This is a genomic window from Streptomyces sp. CoH27, from assembly GCF_020181035.1.
Taxonomy (GTDB): domain Bacteria; phylum Actinomycetota; class Actinomycetes; order Streptomycetales; family Streptomycetaceae; genus Streptomyces; species Streptomyces camelliae.
The window spans coordinates 1-18,184 of sequence record NZ_JAIQYY010000049.1 but is presented as its reverse complement, the minus strand read 5'-3'; the positions used below and the strand labels follow the sequence as shown (position 1 = coordinate 18,184).

The 18,184-nt window shown below is 68.0% G+C and carries 17 protein-coding genes and 4 pseudogenes; 9 read left to right on the top strand and 12 right to left on the bottom strand.

From position 1 onward, the window contains the following. The first annotated feature begins 52 nt into the window (after positions 1–52). Positions 53–559 carry a DUF6624 domain-containing protein gene (locus tag LE548_RS42095; protein WP_225102340.1) on the top strand — a complete coding sequence of 169 codons (507 nt, stop codon included), beginning with the start codon at positions 53–55 and terminating at the stop codon, positions 557–559. 251 nt (positions 560–810) lie between these two features. On the opposite strand, the pseudogene LE548_RS42090 reads toward LE548_RS42095, so the two are convergent. Further along, positions 811–2,187 (bottom strand): annotated as a pseudogene (locus LE548_RS42090) (IS1380 family transposase). 198 nt (positions 2,188–2,385) lie between these two features. Between LE548_RS42090 and LE548_RS42085 the strand changes: the two are divergent. Beyond that, a complete protein-coding gene (locus tag LE548_RS42085; RefSeq protein WP_225102339.1) occupies positions 2,386–2,964 on the top strand; it encodes an SMI1/KNR4 family protein in 579 nt (192 codons plus the stop codon). A gap of 467 nt (positions 2,965–3,431) precedes the next feature. On the opposite strand, the gene LE548_RS42075 is transcribed toward LE548_RS42085, so the two are convergent. From LE548_RS42075 to LE548_RS42065, 3 genes are all read right to left on the bottom strand, one after another. Next, positions 3,432–4,382, bottom strand: a complete 951-nt coding sequence (locus LE548_RS42075; RefSeq protein ID WP_225102338.1) for a transposase — start codon at positions 4,380–4,382, stop codon at positions 3,432–3,434. A gap of 88 nt (positions 4,383–4,470) precedes the next feature. Beyond that, entirely contained in the window at positions 4,471–4,944 is a 474-nt protein-coding gene (aac(6'), locus tag LE548_RS42070) for an aminoglycoside 6'-N-acetyltransferase (RefSeq protein WP_225102337.1), read from the bottom strand. Positions 4,945–5,158: 214 nt separating this feature from the next. Further along, positions 5,159–5,542: a hypothetical protein gene (locus LE548_RS42065; protein ID WP_225102336.1), complete on the bottom strand. Its 384-nt coding sequence runs from the start codon at positions 5,540–5,542 to the stop codon at positions 5,159–5,161. Positions 5,543–5,614: 72 nt separating this feature from the next. Between LE548_RS42065 and LE548_RS46280 the strand changes: the two are divergent. The 3 genes and pseudogenes from LE548_RS46280 to LE548_RS42050 form a co-directional block, all read left to right on the top strand. Then, positions 5,615–5,701 (top strand): annotated as a pseudogene (locus LE548_RS46280) (IS5/IS1182 family transposase); the annotation flags it as partial. Between the two features lie 64 nt (positions 5,702–5,765). Continuing rightward, positions 5,766–6,311 (top strand): winged helix-turn-helix domain-containing protein, encoded by a 546-nt coding sequence (locus LE548_RS42055; RefSeq protein WP_225102335.1) that lies wholly within the window; start codon positions 5,766–5,768, stop codon positions 6,309–6,311. Further along, on the top strand, positions 6,236–6,871 hold the full coding sequence (locus LE548_RS42050; RefSeq protein ID WP_225102334.1) for a transposase: 636 nt from the start codon (positions 6,236–6,238) through the stop codon (positions 6,869–6,871). The genes LE548_RS42055 and LE548_RS42050 overlap by 76 nt, the downstream gene beginning before the upstream one ends. On the opposite strand, the gene LE548_RS42045 is transcribed toward LE548_RS42050, so the two are convergent. Next, a complete protein-coding gene (locus tag LE548_RS42045; RefSeq protein ID WP_225102333.1) occupies positions 6,784–7,599 on the bottom strand; it encodes a methyltransferase domain-containing protein in 816 nt (271 codons plus the stop codon). The genes LE548_RS42050 and LE548_RS42045 overlap by 88 nt on opposite strands. Positions 7,600–7,873: 274 nt before the next feature. Further along, a pseudogene (locus tag LE548_RS42040) lies at positions 7,874–8,116 on the bottom strand (IS630 family transposase); the annotation flags it as partial. A 209-nt stretch (positions 8,117–8,325) separates the two neighbouring features. Between LE548_RS42040 and LE548_RS42035 the strand changes: the two are divergent. Next, positions 8,326–8,772 carry a hypothetical protein gene (locus LE548_RS42035; RefSeq protein WP_225102332.1) on the top strand — a complete coding sequence of 149 codons (447 nt, stop codon included), beginning with the start codon at positions 8,326–8,328 and terminating at the stop codon, positions 8,770–8,772. Between the two features lie 138 nt (positions 8,773–8,910). On the opposite strand, the gene LE548_RS42030 is transcribed toward LE548_RS42035, so the two are convergent. From LE548_RS42030 to LE548_RS42020, 3 genes are all read right to left on the bottom strand, one after another. Then, positions 8,911–9,309, bottom strand: coding sequence for a glyoxalase/bleomycin resistance/extradiol dioxygenase family protein (locus LE548_RS42030; RefSeq protein WP_225102331.1), 399 nt, complete (start codon positions 9,307–9,309; stop codon positions 8,911–8,913). Positions 9,310–9,453: 144 nt separating this feature from the next. After that, positions 9,454–9,774, bottom strand: coding sequence for an NIPSNAP family protein (locus tag LE548_RS42025; RefSeq protein ID WP_225102330.1), 321 nt, complete (start codon positions 9,772–9,774; stop codon positions 9,454–9,456). 30 nt (positions 9,775–9,804) lie between these two features. Next, positions 9,805–10,770, bottom strand: coding sequence for an NADP-dependent oxidoreductase (locus LE548_RS42020; protein WP_225102347.1), 966 nt, complete (start codon positions 10,768–10,770; stop codon positions 9,805–9,807). A 128-nt stretch (positions 10,771–10,898) separates the two neighbouring features. Here LE548_RS42020 and LE548_RS42015 point away from each other — a divergent pair, with 128 nt between their 5' ends. Next, positions 10,899–11,879 carry a GlxA family transcriptional regulator gene (locus tag LE548_RS42015; protein WP_225102329.1) on the top strand — a complete coding sequence of 327 codons (981 nt, stop codon included), beginning with the start codon at positions 10,899–10,901 and terminating at the stop codon, positions 11,877–11,879. Between the two features lie 818 nt (positions 11,880–12,697). On the opposite strand, the gene LE548_RS42010 is transcribed toward LE548_RS42015, so the two are convergent. Continuing rightward, complete coding sequence (locus LE548_RS42010) at positions 12,698–13,954, bottom strand: alpha/beta hydrolase (protein ID WP_225102328.1); 1,257 nt, start codon at positions 13,952–13,954, stop codon at positions 12,698–12,700. Positions 13,955–14,084: 130 nt separating this feature from the next. On the opposite strand from LE548_RS42010, the gene LE548_RS42005 reads away from it, so the two are divergent. Further along, a complete protein-coding gene (locus LE548_RS42005) occupies positions 14,085–14,531 on the top strand; it encodes a MarR family winged helix-turn-helix transcriptional regulator (protein ID WP_225102327.1) in 447 nt (148 codons plus the stop codon). A gap of 65 nt (positions 14,532–14,596) precedes the next feature. On the opposite strand, the pseudogene LE548_RS46845 reads toward LE548_RS42005, so the two are convergent. Then, positions 14,597–15,403: pseudogene (locus LE548_RS46845) on the bottom strand (helix-turn-helix domain-containing protein); the annotation flags it as partial. 46 nt (positions 15,404–15,449) lie between these two features. Continuing rightward, complete coding sequence (locus LE548_RS41990; protein ID WP_225102326.1) at positions 15,450–16,952, bottom strand: PLP-dependent aminotransferase family protein; 1,503 nt, start codon at positions 16,950–16,952, stop codon at positions 15,450–15,452. A gap of 151 nt (positions 16,953–17,103) precedes the next feature. Here LE548_RS41990 and LE548_RS41985 point away from each other — a divergent pair, with 151 nt between their 5' ends. Further along, a complete protein-coding gene (locus LE548_RS41985; protein WP_225102325.1) occupies positions 17,104–17,841 on the top strand; it encodes a GNAT family N-acetyltransferase in 738 nt (245 codons plus the stop codon). Positions 17,842–18,184: the final 343 nt, after the last annotated feature.

Genomic DNA, 18,184 nt, shown 5'->3' with positions numbered 1-18,184 from the left:
TGCACCTCTAGGCTTGCGGGCACAAAGCACGGTTCTGACCTGGGAGTTGAGAGTGGCGCACGATGTTGCCGCGCTGGCGGCGGAACTCACGGACATGGCTGCGGCCGATCATCAGTCCGCAGTCCGCGCGAACAGCGATGACCCAGCCGAGCAGTTGGCGTGGCGACGGCTGACCGCACGGCACGGTGACCGGCTTGACCAGATCATGGAGGAGTACGGCTGGCCGACGGCGGAACTGGTCGGCGAGGAGGCCGCACGCGCGGCATGGCTGATCGCTCAGCACGCCGACCGGCAGCTCGACGTTCAGCGTCGTGCCCTCCAGTTGATGCAGCAAGCGGTGTCGGCAGGCTCGGCCAGCCCACGCGAGCTGGCCTTTCTGCGCGACCGCACGCTGGTCAATGAGGGCCGCAAGCAGGTCTACGGCACTCAGATCGCCGGCGTGAAGGACGGGTCACCGGTTCCGTGGCCCTGTGAAGAGCCCGAGCGCATGGACGAACTCCGTGCGGAAGTCGGCATCGAGCCCTTCGACGAGTACGTCGCCAAGTTCTCCATGGCGTGACGCCCCCTTTCCCAGCCGCGTCCGGTGGATCACTGCCCGGGCTCACCTGCCGCAGGCGATGATCCGCCGGACAGGCCCTAACCTCGATCGTTCATGAGGGTCCGTCAGCTCACTGGCGGTCCCTTTGCGGTGGTGTGGTCGGGGTTTTCGGAGTCTGGGCAGGCTGACGACCCGGTTGCCGCGTCGGGTGTGCGCCGGGTTCCACGGCTCCGGTCGGGGTGGTGCTGCTCGCAGGGACGGAACGCTGCTGGTCAGCCGGGGTTCGGCAGAGCGTGGAGCCGTTCCAGGGCTTCGGGGATCACGTCGGTCCAGGGCCAGTGGTTGGCGAGGCGGAGGGAACGGCGGCGGCTGGTGGTGACGAGCTGAGCAGCGGTGAAGAACAGCCGAAGCCGCAGGCGGCGGGGCTCCCACAGGCGGGCCTTGCCGGTCAGGGCGAGCAGGGGCATCCAGGCGAGCAGGTCGAGGGCGATCTGGATGATCTCCAGCCAGATCTGGTTCTGTGCGGCGTCGTGGAGGGGGAGGTTGCGCAGGCCGGTGGCGCGGGCGGCGCGGATGCGGTCCTCGGCCCGGGCCCGCTGCCGGTGGCTCGGTTCGAGGGTGCCGATCGCCTCGCCCGCGGTGTTGGTCGCGAAACATGTCAACCGCATGCCGTCGGCGTCGGTGAAGCGCAGTTGGGCACCAGGGTGCGGCCGTTCCTTCCGCACGGTCAGCCGCAGCCCTTTGGGCCAGCCCATCAGGCAGTCGCCGGCGAGCTCGGCGACCCAGGCGCCGTCGCGGATGTCGCCGTCGGGTTCCACGGCCGGTGTCCAGGCCGAGGACGGGACCTTCAAGGCGGCCTGGTGGATGGCGTCGGTGATGGTCATCCCGACCGAGTACGACAGCCACCTTCCACACTGGGCGAGCCAGGCGACGAACTCGTGGGTGCCGCCGCCGGAGTCGGTGCGGATCAGCGTCTGCCGGCCGCGCCGGCGCCGTTTGGGTAGCTGGGCCAGGGCCAGCCTAGTGGCCTCGATGTGGTCCGCGGCGGTGTTGGAGCCCGCGTTGCCGGGCCGCAGTATGCCCACGACCGGCTCGTCGGACCCGCCGCGGCCGTGGTCGACGAACCCCATCAGGGAGTGGTGCCCGAACGTCTTCTTCCAGGTCGCGGCGGCGTCCTGTTTCTCGGAGTGCGCCAGGACGAGGACACCGTCGATGTCGATGATCACCTGTCCGCCCGCGTCTGACGCCGCTGCACCGGCCAATCGCCATACGCGTGCGCGTACTTCAGCGCGGGCGGTGCGCAGCGCTGCCAGGACCCGCTGTCCGCCCGCCGCCGGCTTGCTGATCAGCCGGGAGACCGTGGGGTCGGAGGCCACCGGTCCGATCACGGCTGGCTCGGCCCGCAGTATGCCCACATCGGTCAGGCAGTCTCCGCCAAGGGCCACCGCGAGCGCGACATCCAGCAGGATCTTGCCCGGATCGTGCACCGCTCACGGTTTGCACCACGGCATCAGCGCCGCCGATATCGCTGTATCCAGACCGATCTTGCGGAGCGTCTCGACCAGCAGCACTGCTCCGGCCTGCGAGACGACCCCGCGACTACCGCCCTCCACACGGACACGCGGATAGGACCCGATACGCTTCTTCACCTGGGAGTACTTCTTTCCCCGCAGCTAGAACAGGACCCACAGCAAGTCGTATCGTTGCAGGTCAGGAGCACTTCCTGTCTTTTGATCAAGTCTCGGACAGTCCGCCTCGTGAAAGTGGGAGGCTAGTCGCAGGACGTGCCGGACCCGCCCGGTCGGGTGCCGCGAAGGGGTGAACCTGCGCGGCATCGAGGAGGAAAAGTGAACGAGAACATTCGCAAGCTGATGACCCTGATGCCTCCGCACGACGGTGCGGGTGAAGTCATCGACTGGGGCCGGGTGCGCGAGGTGTGGGGCTGCGATTTCCCCTCCGATTTCCGGGACTTCATGTCCATCTACGGATCAGGCGTGATCGAGGACCACCTCGTCATCTCCCACCAGAGCGAGGGCGCCCCGGGTGACGGACCCTATGGCGCATGGTTCATCCCGTCCGAGGACTGGCTGGTGGAGGAGTCGGCGCCGTATCCGGCCTGGCCGGCAGTGGGAAGTCTGATCTGCTGGGGGGAGGATTCCAACCAGGACGTCCTGTGCTGGTCCACCCGCGGCAGTGATCCTGATCAGTGGCCTGTCGTCGTCTGGGACTCCGGCGGTCTCGACGGCGAGGCATTCATCGAGTTCGACTGCGGCATGGCCCAGTTGCTGCTTCGGATCTTCAGTGAAGAACGACCGTATCCCTTCAACGAGGGGTTCCTGGGCGGGGTCACCCGTCCCAGGTTCGTGCATCGCAGGGAAGAGGCCCGCCTGCGTGCGCTCGGCATCAACCCTTGGCCGGACGCCTGAACCTCACCCACAACCAGGCACAGCCTCTTGTCCAGGACGCGGGCGCACGGCTCGCGTCTGGCGCTCCTTCACCAGCCAACTGTCAGGCATACTCATGTACTTCGGCACGGACGGTGCGGAGCCCGGCCACAACCTGCTTCCCGCCGACGGCCAGCGTGCCGATCAGACGGGAGACAGTCGCGTCGGAGGGCAGCCAGCCTGAGCACGGCTGGCTCGGTCCGCAACATGGCGACATCGGCCAGACAGTCTCCGCCCAGGGCTGACGGCGAGCGACACATCCAGCAAGATCTTGCCCGAGTCGTGCACCGCCGGGCATTCCGCAACGGAGTCAACGCCTGCGGACACTGGGGGTAAAACTCGATACACCTCTTCACCAGGGCAGTGCCTTCGGCTGGTGCGGGAACAAACGACATTGTCGGCTATTGAGGTTCGGGTGTGCTGACCTGGGGATTCGGCTGGTGGGTGAGTCAGCAGGCCGTCGTGCTGACGAGTACGAGTTCGGTGCTCGGCTTGTGGCGGGTGGCCCATCGGGCGGCGCGGTCAGAGACCAAGGCGGCAATGGCCCGATGGGTAGCCGGATAGTGCTCGCGGCGCCCGAGGAATCGTTGCAGCGGGCGCCACTGCTTGTACTCGGCGTTGGCGTGCCCGACGCAGATCCGCCGTGAGGACTGGCGGCGTCGCTGCTCACGCCAGGCGTACCGCTCGCCCAGTAGGGCATCGTGCTTCGGCTTCTTCGGCGGGGCGCTGATCTGGTCGGGGAACTCGTTGGCCAGACCCCGGTAGCCCTCGTCAACCTCGGCTTTCACCGTCGGGTGCAGGCGGAGCTGTTCGGCGATTCCCTCGGTGCGCATCGCGGTCTGATCGTGCATCCGGCCGGGCCGGTCGGCTCCGGACCACAGGGTGCGGCCCTGGCGGTCACTGATCGTGGTGGTCTTCATGGTGTTCTGCTTCTTCTTGCCGGAGACGAACGCGCAGCGGCCGGACCGATGGGCCTTCGGGCGGCGGACCTGGGTCTCGGTGCCGTCGATCCGCAGCTTTATTCCCTCCGCGGCCGCGTAGGCGAACACGTCGGCCAGGGTCCGCAGCCGCAGGCCGGGCCGGTCGGGGACGGCGAAGCCGCGCTCGGCTAGCAGCGGGCGGATCTCGCTGATGGCCTCGGTGACGGTGGAACGCCCTACGTCGTACAGCTCTGCGAGCGCGGCGTGCGGGAGCTGGGTGCGCAGGTGGACCAGTGTGACCAGCATCCGGTCGATGAAGACCAGCTCGTGCTTGCGTCCGGCCCCGGCGGCGTGCCGGCGGTCTCCGCCGCGTCGCTCCCACAGCGCAGACTCCCGTCGCGTCTGCCATGCCGGGGCCAACTCCTCGATCAAACCGCCGAGATGTGCACGGGAGATGCCGGTGAAGGAAGCATGGGACAAGGTCGCACGGGCCCACTTCGTCTGCACACTCGAAGAACTTGTGCGGCCCGCATCACGTCACGCCCGGTGTACCTGGCGCACAGACCGGTCAGATCAGCTCCTCGGCAAGCAGATCCATAAGCAGTCCGTCCTGCCAGGTACCCGTCCGGTGGTCGCGCCAGTAGGCCCGCATGATCCCCACGGGCTTGAACCCGACCTTGCCGTAGCTGCGTATCGCCGTGGTGTTGGCCGCGGCCGGGTCAATGGTCAGCCGATGATGGCCGCGTTCGTGCACCAGCCACCGGGCCAGGGTGCGTACGGCGTCGGTGCCGAGTCCCTTCCCGTGATGCCGCGCTGTCAGGAAGATGTCGAGGCTGGCATGCCGGAATTCGGGGTCGGCTTCTTCCTCGAACTGGATCGCTCCGATGACCTCGCCCTCGAAGACAACGGCGAGCATGCCCTCGAAGTCGTCCGGGGGCGACCACCACGCTGCGACTTCCGGCTCCCGCACGATCCTGTCAAGGACCTCCCCATCGCCGACGGCCGCTGACCGCAGTACCACCTTGCCCCCACGTAGCTCCATGCCCCTCAGTATTCCCGAGAGATGGAAGCACGCTCAGAAGCATGACGCGCTCAATAGCCGACCACGTCGAAAGACCTCGACAGTCCTCATTCCCGCTGGTCAGAGGACCCTCTGCTTACGCGATCACCAGTCCGACAACCCACTTCGTGAAAGCATGAGGTTGAGCGTTGTCCCCTAACTGCTGGTCGCAGCGAGCCGGTAGTGCCCGCAGGTGTCAGCCGAAGAGGAGGTCGACGTCCTGCTCGATGCAGAGCTGCAGGACGACTACCAACTGGCGGGCGTCGTCTATGTGCCGTTGGAGCAGCGGGTCGGTGCTTCCGCCCTGAGGCTGGTCGGCGATCTCCTGCAGGCGGGGCAGGATCTTGGCGCACTGGGCTGGCGTGAGGTCGGGGCCGTCATCGTCGGGATGATTGAGGAGTGGTGCCAGGGTGGTGAAGACGTCGTTCCACGGGCGCTGTCCGCCGAAGCCGTGCATCTCGTCCAGTGTGAACCCCTCGGCCTGTGCCAGCCACCGCCGGAACACTCCGAAGCCGGTGTAGGACCAGGAGACGTCCGGGCTGCCGGTGTCATCGTTTCCTGGGAACAGAACGAGCCCCACATGTCCTCCTCGGTGACCGAGCACACAGGATCGGCCTCAGGGAAGGGCGGCAGCAACTGAAATGCTCTCGCCGTGGCTGGTGTGATCACGGCGTTGGAGTCGTCCTGGTTGGCCCCGTTCACTGGGCTGAGCCCTCGGCAGTTCGGCAAGCTGGTTACTCAGGTTGAACTCGTGGAGTCCGGTGGTCAGCGACGGTTCTTGATCGTTGCGGTACGACGTCGTCATGCGGTACGCGCATGGGGGCGGGCTGACGCCCAAGGGGCAGGAAAAGCGGGAGCGGGTGCGTCTTGAGGTGGCCGACCGGTTCGCTCGTGGTGAGAAGACCGGGGCCGTCGCGAGGGAGCTTCGGGTGACGTCGCGGTCGGTGAGACGTTGGCGGCGGGAGTGGGAGGAGGGCGGTGCGGATGCCCTTCGCTCGAAGGGGCCGGGCTCGGTGGAACGGCTGAGCTCCCGGCAGTGGGAGCGGCTGGAGCGGGAGTTGAAGCGGGGCCCGCTCGCGCACGGCTCGGACGACGAGTTCCAGGGGTGGACGTTGAAGCGGGTCAAGCTGCTGATCGGGCGGATGTTCCACGTCGGGTACACGATCCAGTGCGTGTGGAAGCTGTTGCGTCGGCACGGCTGGTTCGCACAGGTGCCCCTGCGGCGGGCGATCGAACGCGACGACAAGGCGATCGAGATGTGGAAGGCCGAGGTGTGGCCGCAGGTAAAAGGACCGCGGCGGACCTGGGCGCCCACATCTGCTTCGAGGACGAGGCAGGCCAGGGGCTGAGGCCGCCGAAGGGACACACCTGGGCACCGCGCGGAGCCCGGCCGGTGGTGCGGGTGCGCGGCCGCAACCGGGGACGGGTCAACATCGCCGGCGTGGTCTGTTATCGCGCCGGACACCGCTCCCGGTTCTTCTTCAAGCTGCACATCTGGCACGGGCGCCGGGGCGAGCCGAAGGCGTTCTCCCGGCGCCAGTACCGCGACCTGATCGTCATGACTCACGTGCAGCTCGGCACCCCGGTGGTGTGGTGCTGGGACAACCTGAACGTGCACCTGGTCAAGGAGCTGGCCGACTTCGCCGAGGAGCACCAGGACTGGTTACAGACCTTCCAGATGCCCTCCTACGCACCAGAGCTGAACCCGGCCGAGGGGAACTGGTCGCTCCTCAAGCGGCACCTGGCCGACTTCGCCGCCGCCGACCTCACGCACCTCACCCGCGTGATCAAGCGGAAGCTGAAGAAGATCCAGTCCCGGCCCTACCTGGTCGACGGCTGTCTGCCACCCACCGGTCTGGCCATGGGGTGTTCACGAGTAGGGGTGAGCTGTGGCGTCCCGGCCTTGTGAAGATCGCTTCCCGTCTCGAAGGTGGTCGTTTCCCGCCTTGGAGACGCCGTTCCGGGCTTGAGCGTGCAGTCAGGCGGTTCGCCTGGTTCTATGAGGTCGGCTACGAGAAGCCGGTAGCCCGCGTCGAGTGTTTCGCGGTCGAGCAGGTCGGCGTGGTGCTGGTGCCACTGGCCTGAGGCCAGGTCGTCGGACAGCCGGGCCAGGCCTGGCTGGAGGACCTCGTCGCCGGTCTGGGCGAACAGCGAGATGCCGGCCCGTACTCCCGGGTCGAGGTATGCCTCGGGCCGACGCCAGAAGGCGGCGAGGAATCCGTCGGTGCAGTCGTGCGGGATGGGGACGGATTCGATGCTGGCTCCTCCCAGCAGTCTGACCAGACGTTCGACGGCGACGGCTCGTGTGTCGTCGAACGCGGCTGCTTCGGGCAGGTACTCCTCCAGCAGCCAGAACCTGCGGTTGATGTCGGGGTCGAAGGTGAGGATGACGATCCGCTCCCGGGCGTTGCGGAGGAGTTCGCCGATGCCGGCTTCCAGGTCGCTCCAGTGGTGCACGGTCAGGAGGGCCATCGCCGCGTCGGCCGAGTCGTCAGCGAGAGGGATCGACTCAGCGGATGCTTCCAGGGCGGGTGCGGATCCGGCCGGGCGCTGGGCGGTCATCACTGAGCTGGGTTCAACAGCGAGCACGGTTTGCGGCGGTTCGTAGGAGCCGGTACCGGCACCTACGTTGATCACGGTGGCAGCCCCGCCGAGTGCTTGATGGATCCTGGCGGCGATTCGGGGGCCCGGTCGCCGGGTGTCTGCGTAGGTTGCGCCGATGCTGTCGTAGGTCGCCACACCGTGCAGTATGCGCTTCCTGCCAGGACCGTGCCGGGGGGGTGAAGGCTGTTCTCCGTCTGCGGTGTGATCGTTTCGCACGGTGATGAACGGCTTAGCGCATTTGGTGCTTCGAGACCATCCCCAGGACGACGACGCGCTTAGACCGCCGGACTCCGCGAGTCCAACCTGAGTACTTGCCCACCCCCTGCTCGGTCAGGTGCACCCGGTACAGCTTCGCGATCAGGATTCCCACCCCGGCGCGCGTCCACAGCTGCCCGGCCAGGCCCAGGTCACAGGGCCGGTGATCCAGCACGGCCTGCCGGATCGCCCGCTGCTCGACCGTATCGAGAACCTGGTGTTCGCCGACCCGCCGCCCACGCGGCTGGGCCACGAGTGCCTCGCATCCGCCGACAAGCCACTTCGCCCACCAGTGAGCGGTGTGCATCTTGAAGTCGCAGGTCACGGGTCTGGTGTGAATGTCGAGTTGGGTACTCGTGCCGGTCGGCGGACGATGCTCATGATGTAGATCATCGGGCGGTTCCGGCTCCGGCGGGATGCCGGGTTCGGCTGCGTCCACGACCGGCCTCCGCCTACGATCCGTGAGCAGGTCGGCACGCCGTGAGAACGCGGGAGGGTGCGGGGATGCAGGTGCGGCAGTGGATCAGCGCCCGCCGGAGCGAACTGGACGCCCTCGCAGAGGAGTTGACCAAGCAGCTCCAGGAGGTCCAGGCCGAGCGGGATGAACTGGCGATCGCGGAACGCGTGTTGAACCGCCTGGCCGAGCAGGCCCAGGCCGACGCCGGAGCTGTCGCTCCGGTATCGGCGAAGGTGGCCGGGCGGGCAGTCCTGCTCATCCCGCACCGCAGCGACACGGCCGACGAGGGCGCGCTGCCCGGTGACTACCGCAAGATCCTGGCGATCGTCCGGGAGGCCGGCGGCCCGGTGCAGGTCAGGGCGTTCGGCGAGCGGCTGGGTCTGGACGCCTCGGTGCGTGGCAAGCTGGAACCTCTGCACGCGAAGATGGCCAAGCTCGCCGACCGCGGCTGGCTACACAAACGCCCTGACGGGCAGTTCACTGCTCGTCTATAACTGCGCGGGGGTTCAGACGTCCTTCGGGGTCAGCGGTGCGTTCCGATGTGCCCTGCTGGTGGCGCTCCTGGACTCGCGGCCGCGTTCACCGGGAGCCCTGGGATATCGGGGCTCCCGCGTGAGCGGCTGTGCGTGGCGTCAGCGTGCGAACTTTTCGATGGCCTCCGGGGTGACGGGGGTGAAGAAGTTGACGAGGTTGCCGTCGGGGTCGCGGAACAGCAGCGACCGGTTGCCCCAGGGCATCGTGGTGGGCTTGATGACGAAGTCGGTGACGAAGCCGGTCAGGTTGTTGTAAACGCTGTCCACGTCTTCGACCAGGAACTCGGTGATCACGCTGTGGTTGTCCGCCGGGCGGGCAGAGCCCGGGGCGAACAGCGGGACGGTGCGGGTGCTGCCGATCGCGAGGGTGGCGCCCGCGGTCTTGAGTTCGGCGAAGTCTTCGTTGGCCCACGTCGCCTGCGCCCCTGTGGCGCGCTCGTAAAAGTCGACGAGGCGCGCTACGTCGCTGGTGATGATGCGGATCGAGATGAAGTCCATGGGATTTTCCTTGGCTGTGCTGGAGTCGTGCACGCCGCAGCCTAGAAGAAATAGTGGACAGAAACGGTCCTGTATTCGCGTTAGGCTGCGAATGTTTGTTTATTGCTGTGCTGTGCGCGTCGGGTGGAGGGGCCGCAGGCCAGGTCACCGCAGGGGTGAGGCCGGGGTGGGGACCACGCGGGTGACGACGGACTTCTCGGGGATCAGCAGGCCGTAGACGACCGGGCCGATCTCGTTCTTCCAGCGGTCGTGCTCGTACACGGCCTCGTACAGGGCCTCGCTCTGGGCCTCGTCCTCGAACCGGCGGATCCACACGTAGCCGTCCTCGTCCTCGGCGTCGACGAAGGAGGCGGTCACGTCCATGCCCAGCGAGGCCTGGAACGGGATGACCACGTCCTCCATGTAGCGCACCCATTCCTCGCGGCGTCCGGGCTGCGCCTGGTAGCGGCGGATCTCGTAGTACACGGTGCTGCTCCTGACTGCTTGCAGGGATGGTCAGTCGGTCACGGTGAGGACGACCTTGCCGCGGGTGCGGCCGGCCTGGACGTGGGCGTGGGCCGTGCCGGCCTGTTCCAGCGGGAAGGTCTCCTCCACCTCGACGGCGACCTCACCGGCGTCGATCAGGCCGGCGATCGTGGTCAGCGCGGGACCGTCCGGCTCGACCAGGTACGGGGTGACCCGCACGCCGGCTGCCTCGGCGGCCTGGGCCAGTTCCGGGGAGACACCGGCCGGGACGGCGACCAGCAGGCCGCCCGGGCGCAGGACCTTCAGCGAGCGGGTGCCGGTCTGGTCGTGGGCGTCGCCCACCAGGTCGATGACGACGTCGACGTCCTTGACGACGTCCTCGAAGCGGGTGGTGGTGTAGTCGATGGTCTCGTCGGCGCCGAGTTCCTTGAGCCAGGGGTGGCGTGCGGCGCTGGCGGTGGCGATCACGTGGGCGCCCAGGTGCCGGGCGAACTGGACCGCGAAGTGGCCCACCCCGCCGGCGGCGGCCGTGATCAGGACGCGCTGGCCGGCCTGGACGTGGGCGGTGTCGACCACGGTCTGCCAGGCGGTCAGCGCCGCCAGCGGCACGGCGGCCGCGTGCACGTGGTCGAGGGTGGCCGGCTTGCGGGCCCACTGGCGGGCCGGGGCGGTGACGTACTCGGCGTAGCCGCCGGCGGCGCGCGGGAACCACGGCATGCCGTACACCTCGTCGCCGGCCTTCAGGGTGGTGACGCCGAAGCCGACCTCCTCGACGACACCGGAGATGTCCCAGCCCAGGATCAGCGGGAGCGTCTGCAGCCCCGCCATGCCCTGGCCCTCGCGGGTCTTCCAGTCCACCGGGTTGATCCCGGCGGCGTGCACCCGTACCAGCACCTCGGTCGGCAGCGGCACCGGGCGCGCGACCTCCTCGACGGTCAGCACCTGCGCTCCGCCGAACTCGCTGATGGTGACTGCCCGCATCGTGTGCTCACTCATGTCGTCCTCGCTCATGTCCGTCTCACTGTTTCTTGTGCCGGGACCGCGGTCCCGGCACAAGAAACAGTGGCGTGTGCCCGCAGAGGCGGGTGAGTGGCCGGGAGGACATCTGTCGTACCATTCCGGCCATGACGCATCGTGTTGTCGTTCTCGCCCTCGACGGAGTCCAGCCGCTGGACCTGGGCATCCCGGCCCGGGTGTTCAACGAGGCCTGTGAACCGGACGGGACCCGTCTGTACTCCGTCAGCACCTGTTCCCTCGGCGGCCGGCCGGTGCGCACGCACGAGGACTACCGGATCGTCGTCGACCATGACGAGTCGGTGCTGGAGAGCGCGGACACCGTCGTTCTGGCCACGCAGGAGCCCAGCGAGCAGCTGCTCGCGACCGGCGCGCTCCCCGGGGAACTCGCCGCGGCGCTGGAGAGGATAGGGCTGCAAACCCGCATCGTCAGCCTGTGCACCTCGGCCTTCCTGCTCGCGGCGGCCGGTCTACTGGACGGCCAGCGGGCCACCACGCACTGGGCGCTGTGTGACGCGCTGGCGCGGCTGTTCCCCGACGTCGAGGTCGATCCGGACGTATTGTTCGTCGACAACGGACGCATCCTTACGTCCGCCGGCGGAGCGGCCGGCATCGACCTGTGCCTGCACCTGATCCGTCTGGACCACGGGGCGGCGGTGGCCTCAGCCGCCGCGCGGCGCTGCGTCGTGGCGCCGTGGCGCGAGGGCGGGCAGGCCCAGTTCATCGAGCACCCGGTTCCACAGGACACCGACCGTTCCACTTCGGCGACCCGGCAGTGGGCGCTGGACCGACTGGCCGAGCCGGTCACACTGCAGGACATGGCCCGGCACGCGCACATGAGCGAGCGCACCTTCACCCGGCGGTTCCGCAGCGAGGTGGGCAGCAGCCCGCTGAAGTGGCTGGCACAGCGGCGGCTGGCGCACGCGCGCCTGCTGCTGGAGTCCACCGACCTGACCGTCGCACGGATCGCCACCGCCTGCGGCTTCGGCGACCCCGTCGCCCTGCGCAAGCACTTCCACACATACCTGGGCCTGTCACCCCTGGCCTACCGTCGCGCTCACAGCGCACCGAAGCCGATGACGGCACGGTGACCACCCAGCCGGGTCGGGGCTGCGACAACGCCCCACCCACCACCCGGCGCGTCGAGTGGCTCCTGCTGCCCTCTACCACCACTTCAAGGGCAAAGTCCCGGACATTATGTACCGGGGTTACCGAGGACATCGTGGATGACATGGACCTCGTAGGCGGCGGTGCCTCGCCGAGTACTGCAACGGCACGCTGGAAGACGGTCTGACGATCGCACCCACGGGCTACACCGCGGGTCTGTATGGTCTTCGACTCTGGCCCGTAGTCGGTAGTGACGCCGAGTAGCCGCCTCGGTCATGATCTTGTGGTGGTATCACATCCACCACCGCCTGGCAGCGGGCCGCCCAGCTGCCGGCCCTCACCTGACGGTCGGCCACCGCCCCGACGACGCCGCAGAGGAGAGCATCGCACCACCCTAGGGCCCGTGGAACCCGGCGCCCCGCAGCGTCACGCGACGCCCAGTCCCGACACGACACGGGACATATCGGGCAACCAGCCGCTCATGACGCCCCCGTCAGCCCTTAGAGCTCGCGCAGATAGGCGCGGTGGAGCACCCCGGGAGCAGAACAGCCACAGGCTCTAGTGATCATGGAGTTGTGACACTCCGTGACTGCCAGCGAGACCTGTACCTGTCCTGCCATCGCGGCTGACCGAACCGTTCTGGGAGCTATTCGCAGCCCTGCCGTTCGAAGGGCCGGCCTGTGATCCGGATCGCCCTGTGCTGTTCGGCGATGCGTCGCTTCAGTTCAACGTAGAGAAGGCGCGCGGCCACTGTTTGTCGGCCCTCTCTCCTGCCGGTGAACGTTTCATCGATGCCGTGGCGTTACGCCTGGCTGGCGGCGGTGATCTGGGTGGGGGTGGTGCCGAGCCACCAGGTGGGGTTGGCGGTGCCGTCGGTGGTGCGGCCGTCGCTGTGGACGTAGTGGCGCACGTCGCGGCCGGGCTCGGCGAACTCGCCGTTCAGGGCGCGTTCGACCCACTCGGCGCCGAAGCGGAAGACCTCGGCGGCGGTGCCGCCCAGCGGGTGGAACTCGTTCTCGTAGACGCGCATCTCCTTGGGTGCGCGGACGCGCTCGTAGTTGGCCAGGGCCTGCTCCAGCACGGTGAGTTCGTCGAACTCGCCGATGCCGTAGAGGACCGGGCAGGTGATCTCCTGGACCAGGTCGCCCAGCGGCATGCGGGCGACCAGCTCGGTGTCGAAGGCGTCCTCGTCGGTGTAGCCGGCCATGAACATGTAGTTGTTCTTGAAGGTGGGCTGGGCGCGCTCGAAGATGGTGGTGAAGTCGCCGGTGACGGCCTCGAAGGCGGCCAGCGCGGCCAGGCGCGGGTCGGTGGCGGCGGCGCGCGAGCCCCAGTAGCCGCTCATGGAGATGCCGAACATGGCGATCCGGGCCGCGTCGACCTCCGGGAGCGAGGCCAGGTGGTCGATGTAGCGGCTGATGGCGCGCTCGTAGTTGGTGAGGTCGACGGTCAGCCCGTTGGCCCGGCTCTCGCCCTGGCCCGGCCCCTCGATGGACAGGGCCACGATGCCGCGCGAGGTGTAGTACCGCTCGGCCGCGTAGATGTAGTCCTCCTTGATCATGTCCATCCCGGGGCCGAGGATCACCGCGGGGGCGTTGCGGACCTCGCCGGCGGGCAGGTGGAGGAGGGCGAAGATCTGCTTGCCCTCGAAGTCGAGGACGACGCGGCGCACCCGGTTGTCGCGCAGTGCGCCCAGGCGCTCGACGCAGTGGTTGGCGTGCTCGCGGAAGGCGAGCTTGCGCGGGTCGGTGGCGTCGAAGATCGAGTACTGCGCGCGGCCCCACATCACCGAGGCACGCACGTAGAGGTCGGCGGCGGTCTGGGCGAAGCCCCCGCGCTCGTGGTGGGCGGCACGCTCCTCGGCCTGCCCGGCGATGGTGGCCCAGGCCTTGGGCAGCATCACGCCGCTCTGGACCAGGTCGAAGACCTTGTCGAAGTCGGTGTGGTCGTGGCCCAGCTGCTCCAGGGTGCCCTTGGCCTGGGGGTGCAGGGCGTCGAAGCCGCCCTGGGCGAGGGCGATGTCCAGGGCCCAGCTCTGGCCGGTCGAACGAACAGTCATGACAGGTGTCCTCAGGTGAAGGGGGGTGGTAGACGTCCCGCTCGAGCGACGCCTAAGTACTTATTCAGTAAGTACTTAAGCTAAACTGGTTGTCAACCCGCCCACCGATCAGGGACACGGAGACCCACCGATGCCCGACACCACCCGCGATGCAGCCCTCGACCAACTCGCCCGCGCCGCCTACAGCCTCAGCGCCGCCGACTCCCGCCTGCGCGGACGCGCCACCCGCACCCCCGGCGCGCTCTCCCTCACCCACGCCCGCGCCCTGCGGGTACTGGCCGAGGCGGGCCCGCTACCGATCGGCCGGCTCGCCGCCGCCACCGAAACCACCGGCGCCGCCACCACCCAACTGGTCAACGGCCTCGCCGCCGCCGGCTACGTCACCCGCGAACGCCCCGCCGACGACAAGCGATCGGTACTGGTCGCTCTCACCGACGCAGGCCGAAGCCGCCACCACGAACGCCAGGCCGCCCTGACCCAGGCACTGGACGCCGCACTCGCACACCACGACACCACTGCCCTGGGCACCGCGACCAACGTCCTACGACAGCTCGCCGCCATCTACGACCAGCTCTGAAGCCCGCCGCCCGGAGCCAGCCGCTGATCCGGACCAGGCACCGGCCGGCAAGCCCGCTCCCGTCAGAAAAAGGCATCGATCACGGTGGTGCGGCGTTCGTAGCAGCGGCCGAGTCGCTGGAAGGCCTTCTGCAGGCGTGGGTGCGTTCGACCGGCCACCGTCGGCTCGCTTGGATGGGCGCCTTCTCTCCCTTGTGCGCGATGCGGCCGTGCACTCCGCGCTCGTCCAGCAGGGCGCAGGTCGGGGCGCAGTAGTAGCCGGCGTCCAGGTTCACGGTGATGTGCTCGGGCAGTGGCCCCAGGTCCGCCAGGCAGGGTCGGGGCGAGCAGCGGCGAGTCGTGTCGGTTCGCCCCGGCCAGGACCCGGCCCAGGGGGATTCCGTAACCGTCCGTCATACCTGAGCGTTTCAATCCTTGCTTGCCGCGGTCGACCGGGGAGCGTCCGGCGACCTCGCCGCTGCCGGGGGCATGCGCCTGACCTGCGGTCAGGTGCACCCGGTACAGCTTCGCGATCAGGCTTCCCACCCCGGCGCGCGTCCACAGCTGCCCGGCCAGGCCCAGGTCACAGGGCCGGTGATCCAGTACGGCCTGCCGGATCGCCCGCTGCTCGACCGTATCGAGAACCTGGTGTTCGCCGACTCGCTGCCCACGCGGCTGGGCCACGAGTGCCTCACATCCGCCGGCCAGCCACTTCGCCCACCAGTTGTCCACCGCCTTGAGCGAGACCTGGAACACCGCCGCGACATCCTCACGAGTCCGGCCCGCCACCAACGCCGCCACCGCCCGCAGCCGAAGAGCCTCCTGCGCCGACGGCGACAACTGCCTTGCATCCCCCACCAGTTCACTCACACAAGGATCAACGACCCAGAACACCTACCGTTTCGGATCAATAACTCCTTCGAGGAGGATCACACCTGATTCATCCGTACTTCTTTGCCTCCAAGCTCCCTGACGTCCGGATCACGTGCACAAGGCGCCGCAGGCCCGGTGCGAATGACGATTCCGGTGTGTTGCCGTAGCCCAGGACGAGACCGTTGTGGGAGGACTGCGAGCGCAGTGAGAACTGGGAAAGCGGCAGGGGTGCCAGCTGGTTCTTTCGGGCGGCCCGGCCTACGGATTGATCCGGGAAGGCAGCCGGCAGGTGGACGGTGAGGTGCATCCCGCTGTCTCCGCCTGTGACGGTGTGCGGCACATCCAGGTGCTCGGCCAGTGCTGCCTTGAGTGCGTCCCGGCGGCTGCGGTAGAGGCGGCGCATGCGGCCGAGGTGTTTGCCGTATTCGCCGCTCTCCATGAACTGCGCGAGCGCCAGCTGTTCGTGGCGGTGCCCGCCGCGCAGCATCTCGCCGACGATCGGCGCGGCCCGGTCGACCAGCGCGTCGGGCAGCACGAGAAATCCCAGCCGCAGGGAGGGGAACAGCGTCTTGCTGAAGGTCCCCACGTAGAACACGGGCGCGTTCGGCGTCATGCCCTGCATGGCGGCCAGGGGTTCTGCGCTGTGGCGGAATTCGCTGTCGTAGTCGTCCTCTATGATCCAGGCCCCGTGATCGCGGCTTTTCTCGATCAGGTCGAGTCGTCTGGACGCCGTGAGGACCGAGCCCATCGGAAATTGGTGGGAGGGAGTGGTGTAGATGAGGCGCGGAGGGCGCATCTTCCAGTCCGTTTCGGTGGTCCGCAGGCCCTCCGCGTCGACCGGCAGGGCAATGACGTCCAGGTCGCCGCAGGCCAGAGCGGTCTGCCCGCCGCGGTAGCCGGGGTCCTCGATCCAGGCGGTGTCTCCGGGGTCGGTGACCAGCTGGACGCACAACGCGAGCGCCTCCTGCGCGCCCTCGGTGATGACGACTTGTTCCGCGTCGCAGTGCACGCCGCGTGCGAGGGCCAGATGGCGCAGGATGGCCGTCCTCAACGCCGGCTCTCCTTGGGGCGAGCCGTAGTCGAAGACGCCTACGTCGGCCTGCTGCAGCGCCCGGTCGAGGCACCGTTTCCAGGCCGCGCGGGGGAACTGCGCCAGAGCGGGGACTCCCGGCGCGAAGGCGAGGGGACCGGCTGCCCCGAGGACGGGTTTTGGGATTCGGTCGCTGCGCCGCGCCAAGGTCGGTGAGGCGGAATCCCGGCGGGCGCGGGCGTGAGCCCTCGGCCGCGCGAGGGCGGCGACTCGCGTCCCCTGCCTGCTGAGATCGATGTAGCCCTCGGTGCCCAGGACGTCGTACACGAGCGTCACGATGTTGCGGGACACCCCGAGTTCCCTGGCCAGGGTGCGGGAGCCCGGCAGCCGGCAGCCGGGCGGCAGTCGGCCGTCGAGGATCGCGGTACGGATGCGGTGCAGAAGCTGCCTCTGCAGGGACTCACCGCCGCGCTCGCGGATCAGCGGCGTCTGAAGGAGAAAGTCGAGCTGCGGCCCCAGGGCCTCGCTGCTTGCCGACATGACGGTCTCCTCTCCCGCAAGCCATCCGTGGACCCATGGACTGCCTGGATTGTGGACCTTACCAAGGGGCCACGCGCTACCTAACGTAACAGGAGCCGACACACCACGCGGCGCCATACGCAACAGCAACCGACACGCCCGGAGGAGAAGAATGTCCTCACACCTCAACGAATACGCCCAGGCCATTGGTCGGCCGCTTGCCCAGTGGAGCGCCCGCCCGGCGCCCGCCCGAGTCACCATCGACGGCTCCTTCTGCCGACTGGAACCGCTGGAAGCCGATCGCCACGCAGGCGATCTCTATTCCGCCTATCGCCTCGCGTCGGACGACAGGGACTGGACGTATATGACGGTCGGCCCCTTTGGCAGTCACGGCGACTACCACCGCTACGTCGCAACTGTGGCGCAGGGAGAAGATCCACTGCATTATGCCGTCATCGACCTCGGCGGCATTGCCGTGGGCACCCTTTCCCTGATGCGGCAGGACCCGTCCAATGGTGTCGTCGAGGTGGGAAACGTCATGTTCTCACCCCTGCTGAAGCAGACTCCGGTATCGACCGAAGCGCAGTTCCTGCTCATGTCCTACGTCTTCGATGAACTCGGCTACCGGCGCTACGAATGGAAGTGCGACAGCCTCAACGCGCCCTCGCGCAAGGCAGCGGAGCGGCTGGGCTTCACATACGAGGGGACCTTCCGCCAAGCGCTCGTATACAAGGGCAGGAACCGTGACACGGCATGGTATTCCGTCACCGACGTCGAGTGGCCGCAACTGAAGATGGCGTTTCAGGGGTGGCTGTCACCCGGGAACTTCGACGCCGACGGCGGCCAGAGACGGTCGCTGGCCGCCATACGCGCATCCGACCTGCATGCTGAAGCGCCGAGTACACGATGACGTCAGCCGATGTGACCGGGGCGTCAGCCGGACATGGGGCGTCAGCGTTCGCAAAGCGGCCGGAGCGAATCCCCGCGATATGTGAACAACCTGTAAGGCACCCGAACCGGCGAACGTTCAACCCAGGCGACGACTCGTTCTTCGACCTCCTCGGTTGGCTTTGTTCGCGAGTTGCGACAAGCAGATGTACAGCAGTTTCGACAGCATGTAGACAGAGGTGCTGTTCGATTGACGGACTGCACCGATTGCGGGACATCGCTTCTTGAACCTCGATTCTTCAGCGGTCGTGAGTGTCTGGCTGGCTTGCCGGTTCACCCCGTTTGTCCTCCGCGATAGCGGGCGG